Genomic DNA, 12,791 nt, shown 5'->3' with positions numbered 1-12,791 from the left:
TAGCGCGGTGGTCCCACCTGACCCCATGCCGAACTCAGAAGTGAAACGCCGTAGCGCCGATGGTAGTGTGGGGTCTCCCCATGCGAGAGTAGGGAACTGCCAGGCATCAAACAAGTGAAAAGCCCATCCTCACGGATGGGCTTTTTGCGTTGGGCGTTAAAAAAGCCGGGTGACGGCTTCGCCTTACCCGGCCTACTACGACCTCATCCATTGTTGAATGAACCCGACGATCTCCTCCGCATTATTGATATCCAGGACCGGTACCTGAAGCGACAGTGAAATATCACTGGCCACCGCGATAACATGTTCATCAAGCGTTAATTCATTAATCCCATGTCCGGTATCACTGCGAAACAGCAGAATCTTTGCCACCGGTTCATGCTTAAAACCCTCTACCAGGACCAGATCCAGCGTCGAATGATCCATCCGACTGATGAGGTAAGGCAGATCAAGGTCTTTCTCGTTCGGTGTCTCGGTCATTAAGGCCCAACGCTGGCTGCTGGCAACAATGGTTTGTGCCGCGCCAGCTTTGCGCAGTTCGTAGCTATCCTTGCCAGGAATATCCACATCCATATTGTGATGCGTGTGTTTGATAAGCCCGGGGCGCACACCCCTCGCACAAAGTGCCGGGATGATGGCTTTTAACAGGGTGGTTTTCCCCGTACCGCTCCAGGCGGCGATCGCTAAAACAGGTATCATTTGTGCCTCTGCATAGTGTCTATCTGTTCGAGAGTATTGACGTTAATAAATGCCTGTTTCATATCGCTAAAATCGACAGAATGTCCACCGGCCTGTCGCATAAAGACCATCACCCGACGCTCTCCCGCAGCCAGGTAGCTCTGTAATGCTGGCATCAGCTGACGGTGCATTAGCGCAATGGTTGGATGATCGCGTTCGCCGTCATGCGCCCAGACAACCGCTGACGTTTCCCTGTGTTTAACAAAGCGCTCAGCCAGACAATCGGGGATAAACGGTGTATCGCAGGGACAAAACAGAAACCACTCGGCATCGCACTGCTGCATAACAGAAAGCATCCCCGCCAGCGGCCCCGGGTAATCAGCCAGCGAGTCGGGATAGACGGGGTATCCACTTTCCCGGTAAACGGCGAGGTTTTTGTTAGCACTGATGGCTAGCGTACTCACTTGTTTACTCAGCGTGTGTGCCACGTGCTGCCATAACGGTGTGCCGTTCAACGTCTGCAGGCCCTTATCGACTCCCCCCATGCGGGATGCCTTGCCGCCGGCTAACACCACACCCGTGATCGTGCTTATCTGGCTCAACAATATCGCCTCTTTTATTGTGGGATTGACCCTGCTAACGTGTCACTCTCAATGAAAGGAGTATTACCATGAAATGTAAACGTCTGAATGAAGTTATTGAACTTCTCCAGCCAGCCTGGCAAAAAGAGCCAGAGCTTAACCTCGTGCAATTCTTACAGAAACTGGCGCAGGAGTCAGGTTATGAAGGCGAACTGGCCGACCTTTCCGATGACATCCTGATCTATCACCTGAAAATGCGCGATTCCGGTAAAGATGCTGTCATCCCCGGTATTCAGAAAGATTACGAAGAGGATTTCAAAACAGCCCTGCTGCGCGCACGTGGCGTAATTAAAGAGTAAAAGCTTGTAAGAGGCACCACCGTAATCGCCGTTAAATGATATCCTCAATCATTCGTATAATTTCCGGATGATCGGATGAACGACCAGGCCTTTACTTTCCAGACCCTACACCCGGATACCATTATGGATGCTCTGTTTGAGCAGGGCATCCGGGTGGACTCAGGTCTGACCCCATTAAACAGCTATGAAAACCGCGTCTACCAGTTTCAGGATGAGGATCGTCAGCGCTTCGTCGTGAAATTTTATCGCCCGCAGCGCTGGTCAGCCGATCAGATTCAGGAAGAGCATCAGTTCGCCCTCGACCTGGTAGCCGATGACGTTCCCGTTGCCGCACCTCTGCAATTCAATGGTCAGACGCTGCTGTCGCATCAGGGTTTTTATTTTGCCGTTTTCCCAAGCCTCGGTGGCCGGCAATTTGAAGCCGATAATATCGATCAGATGGAATGGGTTGCCCGTTATTTAGGGCGCATTCATCAGACGGGAAAGAAGAGCGTCTTTTCTTCGCGTCCCACAATCGGCATTGCGGAATATCTGCTCGAACCGCGTCAGGTATTTGAAACCTCCACGCTCATCCCCTCAGGGCTGAAAGCTGAATTTCTGGCCGCAACGGATAATTTAATTAACGCTGTCACAGCGCGCTGGGATAACAACGTTAAAACGCTGCGCCTGCACGGTGATTGCCATGCCGGAAATATCCTCTGGCGCGACGGGCCATTATTTGTCGATCTCGATGATGCGAGAATGGGACCAGCGATTCAGGATCTCTGGATGCTGCTGAATGGCGATAAGGCTGAGCAGTGGATGCAGCTTGAGACGATTATCGAAGCCTATGAAGAGTTCACCCCTTTTAATTCAGACGAAATTGCATTAATCGAACCTTTACGCGCCATGCGTTTTGTTTATTATCTTGCATGGTTAATCAGGCGTTGGGACGACCCCGCTTTCCCCAGAAACTTCCCGTGGCTTACCGGAGAAGATTACTGGCGTAACCAGATATCCACATTTATTGAACAGGTAAAGGTTCTGCAGGAACCCCCTTTGCAATTAACGCCAATGTATTAATCGAACACATCCAGGAGAGAGTTGATCATGAAAAAAATATGGCTGGCGCTGGCAGGTATGATTCTGGCATTTAGCGCTTCGGCTGCACAGTTCACCGATGGTAAACAGTATATTACCCTCGACAAACCTGTAGCCGGAGAACCTCAGGTACTGGAGTTCTTCTCATTCTATTGCCCGCACTGCTATGAGTTCGAGCAGGTTCTGCATGTTTCCGAAAACGTGAAGAAGAAGCTGCCTGAAGGCACCAAAATGACCAAGTATCACGTTGAGTTCCTTGGCCCGCTGGGCAAAGACTTAACGCAGGCGTGGGCAGTCGCTATGGCCCTGGGTGTGGAAGACAAAATCACTGCACCGATGTTTGAAGCCGTGCAGAAAACCCAGTCTGTACAGACCACTGCCGATATCCGTAAGGTATTCGTCGATGCAGGCGTTAAGGGCGAAGAATACGATGCAGCCTGGAACAGCTTTGTCGTGAAATCTCTGGTGGCACAGCAGGAAAAAGCGGCCGCCGATCTGCAACTGCGTGGCGTTCCAGCCATGTATGTTAACGGTAAGTATCAGCTGAATATGCAGGGTATGGATACCAGCAGCATGGACATCTTCGTGCAGCAGTATGCCGACACCGTGAAGTATCTGGTTGAGAAGAAGTAATAAAGAAAACGCCGGTCAATGACCGGCGTTGTTGTATTGGGCTTTAATCCTGTCGATTAGCGCGTCTTTTTCCGTCCACAGCGTGTTCAGCCAGAGCTGGAAACGCCGCTTAAAGTTCTTATCGTTAACATAGTCCCCATGTAACTCTTCCGCCACAGGCACCAGATCAATTCGCACCACAATCCGGGTTAACTTGCCGCTGAGCATATCGTAAAACGGCGTCTTGTCGTTCTCCGGATAACAGAGCGTCACGTCCAGTAATTTATCGAACTGTTGGCCCAGTACGTTAAGCGCCATGGCGATCCCCGCCGCTTTTGGCGGCAGCAGGTTGCTGTACGGTGAGCGGGTTTGCTGCTTTTTCTCTTCGGTAAAGCGAGAGCCTTCCACAAAATTGACGATGGTGGTGGGGTGCGCGCGAAACTTCTCGCAGGAGCGGCGTGTCGTTTCGACATCTTTGCCGCGGCGTTCAGGGTGGCGGATCAGATAACTACGGGAATAGCGCTTCATAAACGGCATATCCAGCGCCCAACAGGCCAGCCCAATAAAGGGTACCCAGGCGAGCTGCTGTTTAAGGAAGTACTTATTCATCGGAATGTGTTTGCGGAACAGTACGCATAACACCACAATATCGGCCCAGCTATGGTGGTTGCAGATAAGCAAATACCAGTTTTTCTTGTTAAGCCCTTCCAGACCCTGAACATCCCATTTCAGATGTGGATTAAGACGAAGAAGCACCGCCAGACCTTCACACCAGCAGTACATCATAACGTTACAGAATGCAGATACGGCACGCCAGACAACGGGGATCGGTAATAGCAGTTTAATTATTCCGGCGATGATGATCGGCACAGAACAGGCGATGGTGACCAGAATAGTTAATGCGATACTTAAGAAGAGGGTGATCGCAGCCAGGAGTCTAGACATGATGAATGTTTTCAGGTGGTTAGCTATGAATGGCGCCTGATAAACAGACGCAGGGCGCTGATTTTACCAGAAAACGGTTAAAGGATGGCGCTTTAACTTGGCGGGAAAGCTGATTTGTATGCGCTGTGGAGAAAAATCCTGTTATGCCGATCCCGCGTGGCTTATATCCACATGGAGTAAATTGTCATCAATCGAAAATATGAGATCGTGATCAAATCACAACTCATTGATTATTAATGTTAATAATTATCTCATCGATCCCCATTAAGCACATTTAATCCAGGTGACAGAAAATATTCACAAACTTATCCACAGTTTTAATTTGCGAGCGATCCTCAGGATCGCAAAATCTTTGGCTGTATTGGCCGTGAAAAACTGATGTTTTCATCCTTCTGTGGCATCCTTTATTCATAAATTACTTAAAGGCACGGACATTATGGTTCAGATCCCCGAAAATCCGCTTATTCTCGTCGACGGCTCGTCTTACCTCTATCGGGCATATCACGCCTTTCCTCCGCTGACTAACAGTGCGGGAGAGCCTACGGGCGCAATGTATGGTGTGCTGAACATGCTGCGTAGCCTGATCATGCAGTATCAGCCAAGCCATGCCGCCGTGGTCTTCGATGCGAAAGGCAAAACTTTCCGGGATGAGCTGTTCGAACATTACAAATCTCATCGTCCGCCGATGCCGGACGATCTGCGCGCCCAGATTGAGCCTCTGCATAAGATGGTAAAAGCGATGGGGCTGCCTTTGATGGCCGTCTCGGGCGTTGAAGCGGACGATGTTATCGGTACGCTGGCGCGTGAAGCTGAGAAAATGGGCCGCCCGGTCCTGATCAGCACCGGCGATAAAGATATGGCTCAGCTGGTCACGCCGGGGATCACCCTGATTAACACCATGACCAATACCATTCTTGGGCCGGAAGAGGTCGTCGCTAAGTATGGCGTGCCGCCGGAACTGATCATCGACTTCCTCGCGCTGATGGGTGACTCCTCCGATAACATTCCTGGCGTACCGGGCGTGGGCGAAAAGACGGCCCAGGCGCTGCTGCAAGGTCTGGGCGGGCTGGATACGCTGTATAGCGAGCAGGATAAAATCGCCGGGCTGACCTTCCGCGGTGCCAAAACCATGGCCGCTAAGCTTGAGCAAAACAAAGAGGTGGCCTACCTCTCTTATCAGCTGGCAACCATCAAAACAGACGTCGAACTGGATCTAACCTGTGAACAGCTGGAAGTGCAGCAACCTGCCGTCGAAGAGCTGCTAGGCCTGTTTAAGCAGTACGAGTTCAAACGCTGGATAACCGATGTCGAAGCGGGGAAATGGCTGCAGGCGAAAGGGGCTAAACCGGCGGCTAAGCCAAAAGAAACCCTGGTGATCGATGCAGAAGAGGAGCCGGAAGAAGAAGCCAGCGTGCTCTCTTCTGAGCATTACGAAACCATCCTCGATGAAGCGCAGCTGCAACGCTGGATTGAAAAGCTACAGCAGGCACCGGTATTCGCTTTCGATACCGAAACCGACAGCCTCGATAATGTCTCCGCCAATATGGTGGGCCTGTCATTTGCCACAGAGCCGGGCGTTGCCGCCTATGTGCCGGTTGCCCACGACTATCTGGACGCGCCAGAGCAGCTTACCCGTGAGCGCGTGCTCGAACTCCTTAAGCCGATCCTTGAAGATGAAAAAGCGCTGAAGGTGGGGCAAAACCTGAAGTTCGATCGCGGCATCCTGCAAAACTACGGCATCGAACTGCGCGGCATTGCGTTCGATACCATGCTGGAGTCCTATATCCTCGACAGCGTCGCCGGTCGTCACGATATGGATTCGCTCTCCGACCGCTGGCTGAAGCATAAAACCGTCACCTTTGAGCAGATCGCCGGTAAGGGCAAGAATCAGCTGACCTTTAACCAGATCGCCCTGGAAGAGGCGGGACACTATGCGGCAGAAGATGCTGACGTCACGCTGCAACTGCATTTAAAGATGTGGCCGAAGCTGCAAAAACACGCCGGGCCGCTGAACGTGTTCCAGAATATCGAGATGCCGCTGGTGCCGGTTCTGTCCCGCATCGAGCGCAACGGCGTGAAAATCGATCCGGCTGTGTTGCACAAGCACTCAGAAGAGATCGCCCTGCGCCTGCACGAGCTGGAACAAAAAGCGCATGAGATCGCCGGCGAGCCCTTTAACCTCTCGTCCACTAAACAGCTACAGACCATCCTGTTTGAAAAGCAGGGTATCAAGCCGCTGAAGAAAACGCCGGGCGGGGCGCCTTCCACCTCTGAAGAGGTGCTTGAGGAGCTGGCGCTGGACTATCCTCTGCCAAAAGTGATCCTTCAGTATCGTGGGCTGGCAAAGCTGAAATCGACCTACACCGATAAGCTGCCGTTGATGATCAACCCAAAAACGGGCCGCGTACACACCTCTTACCATCAGGCGGTAGCGGCTACCGGGCGACTCTCCTCAACCGATCCTAACCTGCAAAACATTCCGGTGCGTAATGAAGAAGGGCGCCGTATCCGTCAGGCGTTTATTGCGCCAGAGGATTACGTCATTGTCTCTGCTGACTATTCACAGATTGAGCTGCGCATCATGGCGCACCTCTCCCGGGATAAAGGGCTGTTAACCGCCTTTGCGGAAGGGCAGGATATTCACCGGGCCACGGCAGCCGAAGTGTTTGGTATGCCGCTGGAGAGCGTCACCGGGGAACAGCGCCGCAGCGCGAAGGCGATCAACTTTGGCCTTATCTACGGCATGAGCGCCTTTGGCCTCTCCCGCCAGCTCAATATTCCGCGCAAAGAGTCGCAGAAGTATATGGATCTCTATTTCGAACGCTATCCTGGCGTGCTGCAATATATGGAGAACACGCGCGCCCAGGCGAAAGAAAAAGGCTATGTCGAAACGCTGGAAGGGCGTCGCCTCTATCTGCCGGACATCAAATCCAGTAATGCGGCCCGCCGTGCCGGTGCCGAACGTGCGGCAATCAACGCCCCGATGCAGGGGACGGCGGCAGATATCATTAAACGTGCGATGATCGCCGTTGATGCCTGGCTGGAGAAAGAGCAGCCGCGGGTGCGGATGATCATGCAGGTGCACGATGAACTGGTGTTTGAGGTGCATAAAGACGATCTGGAACCGGTCTCGAAAAAGATCCATGAACTGATGGAGAACAGCGTCAAACTGGATGTGCCGTTGCTGGTGGAAGTCGGCCAGGGAGAAAACTGGGATCAGGCTCACTAACGCTTTCTGGGATATGAACACTTTCTGTAAGTAAGCAACATATCCATGAACGTTTTGTGATGATCATTAGAATTCCCTATGTAAAGAATGAAAAAAAACTACAAAAAGTGCTTTGTCTATAGTCTAAAAAAGGGTAGAGTTATTCGCGTAGGGTACAGAGGTAAGATGTTCTATCTTTCAGACCTTTTACTTCACGTAATCGGATTTGGCTGAATATTTTAGCCGCCCCAGTCAGTAATGACTGGGGCGTTTTTTATTGCGGCAAAGAAAAGTTCAGCGCAAAAAAAAGCGCGGACATCGCCGCGCTCATCATTACTCATCCGCTTCTGACGCGGGTTCCAGCTCGCTGTACCAGATATCCAGTTTCTCACGCAGTTTGTCCACGCCTTGCTTCTTCAGCGAAGAAAACGCCTCTACCTGGATGTCGCCGTTAAACGCCAGCACGGCTTCACGCACCATATTCACCTGCGCTTTACGCGCGCCACTGGCCAGCTTGTCGGCTTTGGTGAGCAGTACCAATACCTGGATCCCGCTCTCTACAGCCCAGTGGATCATCTGCTGATCGAGATCTTTAAGCGGATGGCGAATATCCATCAGGACGACCAGGCCCTTCAGACACAGGCGTTTTTCCAGGTATTCCCCCAGCGCGCGCTGCCACTTGAGTTTCATCTCTTCCGGAACTTCTGCATAACCATAGCCTGGCAGGTCAACCAGGCGCTTGCCCGGAGCGACTTCGAACAGGTTGATCAGCTGGGTGCGGCCAGGCGTTTTAGAGGTACGCGCCAGGCTTTTCTGATTGGTCAGGGTATTCAGAGCGCTGGATTTCCCCGCGTTGGACCGGCCAGCAAATGCCACTTCAAGACCCGTATCGGCGGGTAAATGGCGAATATCAGGCGCACTGAGGAGAAAATGCGTCTGGTGATAATTCAGGTTGGTCACGTGGTTGTCTCCAGAAATTCGTAACGTTGGGGGGATTATACCTGAACAGAGAGAAAAGGCTTTTCCCATCGGCAACCCGGCTGTAAGTAAAAACCCTGGGCTTTGTGAGAGATCTGCCATTTTAACTATGGGATATTTAAGAAAAATCGCAGCGCTTTAAAAAATCAAAACGATTAAAATCAAACTATTAACGGTTAGTCTTAGTCTGAAAGTCGCGGAAAATGGCCGTTTGTGGCTTGTGAGTTCAGCCTGAAACGGTAAAGTAGCGTTCAACGGCGAGGATGCCGACAGGAACCGGACTTAAGGACAAGGGTCAGGAGCGCCAGGAGGCGAAGACACAGGAAAGTCAGGAAGACGAACGCCTTGGAGGCGTTAAAAAGGGAAATGGAACCTATCACGGACGGTACCTGCTAAGGGATAGACAGGGTTAGTCGTAAGCAAACAAGGATTGTCAGACCCGTAACGGGTTGTGAGTCAGGAAAAAAGGCGACAGATTGCTCTGTCGCCTTTTTTCTTTGCTTGCTTTCTGCTAGATTTCGCCGCAATTCTATACTCAAGAAAACGACTTAAAGACAAAACACCATGAAAAAACCGACCTCCGCTGCAGGCGCTAAACGTCCTGCTAAAGCACGCCGCAAAACGCGCGAAGAACTGAATCAGGAAGCGCGCGATCGCAAACGCGAGAAAAAACATCGTGGTCATGCTGCGGGTAGCCGCGCGAGTGGCGGTGCTTCGGGCGCGTCTGCGAATAACAAGCAGCAGAAAGACCCACGTATCGGCAGTAAAAAACCGGTTCCATTAGGCGTGACCGATGCCCCGGTCACCAGGCAGCACAAACCGAAGAGCGAGAAACCTATGCTTTCACCGCAGGCTGAGCTGGATTTGCTGGAGAATGATGAGCGCCTGGACGCGCTGCTGGAACGTCTTGAAGAGGGTGAAACCCTGAATGCCGAAGAGCAGTCATGGGTAGATGCCAAACTGGATCGCATCGATGAACTGATGCAGAAGCTTGGCCTCTCTTACGATGATGAAGACGAAGAGGAAGAAGAAGAGAAACAGGAAGATATGATGCGCCTGTTGAAAGGTGGAAACTAACGTTTGCACCCGGCAGGTTCTATTGTCCTGCTAATAACCCTTCCGGTTATATGTTATCTGGTGTGGTTATTCGTTAAACTACGGCGGTTGTCGCGGCGACAGAAGTGGCTGCGCACCCGATTCATGGCCCGCACAGGGGGCAGAACGGGCCGCCGTATACGAACGCGACACCAACGGAAGGAGTGAGCATGTCTGTAGCAACCATCGACTGGGATCTGGCCCTGATCCAGAAATATAACTATTCCGGGCCGCGTTATACCTCGTATCCCACTGCGCTGGAGTTTTCCGACGCTTTTGGTGATAGCCAATTCCAGCAGGCGGTGGCGCGTTACCCTGACCGCCCGCTCTCTCTGTATGTTCATATCCCGTTCTGCCACAAACTCTGCTATTTCTGCGGCTGCAATAAGATTGTGACCCGCCAGCAGCATAAAGCGGATCAGTATCTGGATGCGCTTGAGCAGGAGATTCTGCATCGCGCGCCGCAGTTTGCCGGTCGTCACGTCAGCCAGCTCCACTGGGGCGGCGGTACGCCGACCTACCTGAATAAAGCGCAAATCAGCCGTCTGATGTCCCTGCTGCGGAATAACTTCCGCTTCAATGGCGATGCTGAAATCTCTATCGAAGTAGACCCGCGGGAAATCGAGCTGGATGTGCTCGATCATCTGCGTGCCGAAGGGTTTAACCGCCTGAGTATGGGCGTGCAGGACTTTAATAAAGAGGTCCAGCGGCTGGTCAACCGTGAGCAGGATGAAGAGTTCATCTTTGCTCTGTTAAACCATGCCCGGGAGATTGGCTTCACCTCCACCAACATCGATCTGATTTATGGCCTGCCGAAGCAGACGCCAGACAGTTTCGCCTATACGTTAAAGCGCGTGGCGGAACTCAACCCGGACCGCCTGAGCGTCTTCAACTATGCGCATCTGCCGACGCTGTTTGCTGCCCAACGCAAAATCAAAGATGCCGATCTGCCTTCCGCGCAGCAAAAACTGGATATCCTGCAGGAAACCATCACGTCGTTGACCCAGACCGGCTACCAGTTCATCGGCATGGATCACTTTGCCCGCCCGGATGACGAGCTGGCTATTGCCCAGCGCGAGGGCGTTCTGCATCGTAACTTCCAGGGCTACACCACCCAGGGCGATACGGATCTGCTGGGGATGGGCGTATCGGCCATCAGCATGATTGGCGACTGCTATGCGCAGAACCAGAAAGAGCTGAAGCTCTACTACCAGCAGGTGGATGAGACCGGCAATGCGCTGTGGCGCGGCATCGCGTTAACCCGCGACGACTGTATTCGCCGGGACGTGATCAAGGCGCTGATCTGTAATTTCCGTCTCGACTTCAGCGCGGTGGAAGCGCAGTGGGATCTCATTTTTAAAGACTACTTTGTGGAAGACATGAAGCTGTTGGCACCGCTGGCGAAAGATGGGCTGGTGGAGGTGACGGAGAGTGCGATTGAAGTTACGCCGAAAGGGCGCCTGTTGATTCGTAATATCTGTATGTGCTTCGATGCCTATCTGCGGCAGAAAGCCCGTATGCAGCAGTTCTCGCGGGTGATTTAAGCCGCATTGCCGGGTGGCGGCTTCGCCTTACCCGGCCTACATTTCGCGCTTTGTAGGCCGGGTAAGCGAAGTGCTAGCTAAACAACCCCACCAGCGCCGCACACAGCACAGCTGCAACTGCCGTTTGCGGCGTATGGCTTTCGACTGCTCCGCTAGTCAACAAATTCACGATTGATTCCAGCATGATGACCCCCCATTTTTCCGGGCAAGATCATACTCAACTCATCAGTACAGTAAAGCGCAAAATAGCACCAGTTTGCGCTTAATTAACTCTCTTTACACAGGGGGGAGGCGATCACTCCATCCCCAGTTCTTTTAACTTACGCGTCAGGGTATTGCGCCCCCAGCCGAGCAGGCGTGCCGCCTCCTGCTTGTGGCCCTGGGTATGGCGCAGCGCGGTGGTCAGCAGCGTGCGCTCCATTTCGGGCTGCGCCTCGGAGAGCAGGTCCTGATGACCGGAGCGCAGGGCGCGATCGGCCCATTGCGCCAGCAGTGTCGCCCAGCTGTCGGGCAGGCTCTGGCCGGTGCTGCTTTCCGGAACGTGGGTTTCGAAAAGCTCGGGCGGCAGATCCTGAATCAACACCTCCTGGCCTGCGGCCATGACCGTCAGCCAGCGGCAGGTATTTTCCAGCTGACGCACGTTGCCCGGCCAGGCCAGACGCGTCAGCGCCGCTTCGGTTTCCGGGTGCAGCAGCTTGGCTTCCACGCCCAGTTCCCGGGCGGCATCCTGCAGGAAATGACGCGCCAGGCGCGGGATATCTTCCCGGCGCTCACGCAGCGGCGGCAGGTGTACGCGAATGACGTTCAGGCGGTGGAACAGGTCTTCACGGAATTTGCCCTCCTGGACGCGCAGCTCCAGGTTCTGGTGAGTGGCGGCGATAATACGCACATCCACTTTCACTGGGGCGTAGCCGCCCACGCGGTAAAACTGGCCGTCCGCCAGCACGCGCAGCAGACGTGTCTGAACGTCGAGGGGCATATCGCCGATCTCATCCAGGAACAGCGTCCCGCCGTCCGCCTGCTCAAAGCGGCCCTGACGGATGGTATTGGCGCCGGTAAAGGCCCCTTTTTCATGGCCGAACAGCTCGGACTCAATCAAATCCTTGGGGATCGCCGCCATATTCAGGGCGATAAACGGGGCTTTGACGCGCGGGCTGTGGCGATGCAGGGCATGCGCGACCAGCTCTTTCCCGGTGCCTGACTCACCGTTAATCAGCACGCTGATGGAGGAGCGTGACAGGCGACCAATGATGCGAAACACATCCTGCATCGCCGGGGCTTCACCAATGATATCGGTGGTAGGGCCGAAAACCGGGGCATTGCGCGGCTGCTGCTGTTCCTGATAGTGGCTAATGGCGCGTTCAACCAGCGCCACCGCTTCGTCAATATCGAACGGTTTTGGCAGATAATCGAACGCCCCCTGCTGGTAGGCGCTGACGGCAGCATCCAGATCGGAGTGGGCGGTCATTATGATGACCGGAAGCATCGGATGACGCTGCTTAATCTGTTTTAACAGCGCGAGCCCGTCCATTCCCGGCATACGGATATCGGACAGCAGCACATCCGGGGTTTTGGTGGTGAGTGCATCAAGCACATCGGCACCACTCTCAAAAGCGGTGCAGCTTAAACCTGCTCCGGTAAGCGCCCGTTCAAGCACCCAGCGGATGGAGCTATCGTCATCAACTACCCAGACTATCCCTCGTTGCATAAC

Annotated in this window: 12 protein-coding genes and 1 rRNA gene; 7 read left to right on the top strand and 6 right to left on the bottom strand. The window is 53.4% G+C overall.

Going from position 1 to position 12,791, the window contains the following annotated elements:
* Nucleotides 1-105: ribosomal RNA gene (gene rrf / locus FHC51_RS05385) — 5S ribosomal RNA — on the top strand.
* 90 nt (nucleotides 106-195) lie between these two features.
* On the opposite strand, the gene mobB is transcribed toward rrf, so the two are convergent.
* On the bottom strand, nucleotides 196-699 hold the full coding sequence (mobB, locus tag FHC51_RS05380; protein ID WP_220435052.1) for a molybdopterin-guanine dinucleotide biosynthesis protein MobB: 504 nt from the start codon (nucleotides 697-699) through the stop codon (nucleotides 196-198).
* Nucleotides 696-1,280 carry a molybdenum cofactor guanylyltransferase MobA gene (gene mobA, locus FHC51_RS05375; protein ID WP_220435051.1) on the bottom strand — a complete coding sequence of 195 codons (585 nt, stop codon included), beginning with the start codon at nucleotides 1,278-1,280 and terminating at the stop codon, nucleotides 696-698. Before mobA ends, mobB begins: the two co-directional genes overlap by 4 nt.
* Before the next feature lie 68 nt (nucleotides 1,281-1,348).
* Here mobA and FHC51_RS05370 point away from each other — a divergent pair, with 68 nt between their 5' ends.
* From FHC51_RS05370 to dsbA, 3 genes are all read left to right on the top strand, one after another.
* Nucleotides 1,349-1,618, top strand: a complete 270-nt coding sequence (locus tag FHC51_RS05370; RefSeq protein ID WP_039032193.1) for a YihD family protein — start codon at nucleotides 1,349-1,351, stop codon at nucleotides 1,616-1,618.
* A 75-nt stretch (nucleotides 1,619-1,693) separates the two neighbouring features.
* Nucleotides 1,694-2,680 (top strand): serine/threonine protein kinase, encoded by a 987-nt coding sequence (locus tag FHC51_RS05365; RefSeq protein WP_220435050.1) that lies wholly within the window; start codon nucleotides 1,694-1,696, stop codon nucleotides 2,678-2,680.
* 27 nt (nucleotides 2,681-2,707) lie between these two features.
* Nucleotides 2,708-3,331 (top strand): thiol:disulfide interchange protein DsbA, encoded by a 624-nt coding sequence (gene dsbA / locus FHC51_RS05360; RefSeq protein WP_103177586.1) that lies wholly within the window; start codon nucleotides 2,708-2,710, stop codon nucleotides 3,329-3,331.
* A 15-nt stretch (nucleotides 3,332-3,346) separates the two neighbouring features.
* On the opposite strand, the gene FHC51_RS05355 is transcribed toward dsbA, so the two are convergent.
* A complete protein-coding gene (locus tag FHC51_RS05355; protein ID WP_103825299.1) occupies nucleotides 3,347-4,255 on the bottom strand; it encodes an acyltransferase in 909 nt (302 codons plus the stop codon).
* Nucleotides 4,256-4,691: 436 nt separating this feature from the next.
* Here FHC51_RS05355 and polA point away from each other — a divergent pair, with 436 nt between their 5' ends.
* Nucleotides 4,692-7,484, top strand: a complete 2,793-nt coding sequence (polA, locus tag FHC51_RS05350; protein ID WP_180210443.1) for a DNA polymerase I — start codon at nucleotides 4,692-4,694, stop codon at nucleotides 7,482-7,484.
* Between the two features lie 312 nt (nucleotides 7,485-7,796).
* Here polA and yihA read toward each other — a convergent pair whose 3' ends face one another.
* Entirely contained in the window at nucleotides 7,797-8,423 is a 627-nt protein-coding gene (gene yihA / locus FHC51_RS05345; RefSeq protein WP_103177583.1) for a ribosome biogenesis GTP-binding protein YihA/YsxC, read from the bottom strand.
* Nucleotides 8,424-9,005: 582 nt separating this feature from the next.
* Between yihA and yihI the strand changes: the two genes are divergently transcribed.
* Together yihI and hemN are read left to right on the top strand one after the other, a co-directional pair.
* The gene (gene yihI / locus FHC51_RS05340) at nucleotides 9,006-9,518 is read left to right on the top strand and encodes a Der GTPase-activating protein YihI (RefSeq protein ID WP_103825297.1); all 513 of its coding nucleotides are present in this window, start codon (nucleotides 9,006-9,008) and stop codon (nucleotides 9,516-9,518) included.
* A 188-nt stretch (nucleotides 9,519-9,706) separates the two neighbouring features.
* A complete protein-coding gene (gene hemN, locus FHC51_RS05335; protein ID WP_220435049.1) occupies nucleotides 9,707-11,080 on the top strand; it encodes an oxygen-independent coproporphyrinogen III oxidase in 1,374 nt (457 codons plus the stop codon).
* A gap of 73 nt (nucleotides 11,081-11,153) precedes the next feature.
* Here hemN and FHC51_RS05330 read toward each other — a convergent pair whose 3' ends face one another.
* Both FHC51_RS05330 and glnG read right to left on the bottom strand, forming a co-directional pair.
* Entirely contained in the window at nucleotides 11,154-11,264 is a 111-nt protein-coding gene (locus FHC51_RS05330; protein ID WP_103825295.1) for a YshB family small membrane protein, read from the bottom strand.
* 111 nt (nucleotides 11,265-11,375) lie between these two features.
* Entirely contained in the window at nucleotides 11,376-12,788 is a 1,413-nt protein-coding gene (gene glnG, locus FHC51_RS05325) for a nitrogen regulation protein NR(I) (RefSeq protein WP_103177579.1), read from the bottom strand.
* Nucleotides 12,789-12,791: the final 3 nt, after the last annotated feature.

The organism is Leclercia sp. EC_58, assembly GCF_019584355.1.
Lineage (GTDB): Bacteria > Pseudomonadota > Gammaproteobacteria > Enterobacterales > Enterobacteriaceae > Enterobacter.
The sequence above is the reverse complement of the archived record's forward strand: the minus strand, read 5'-3'. Positions and strand labels throughout refer to the sequence as shown.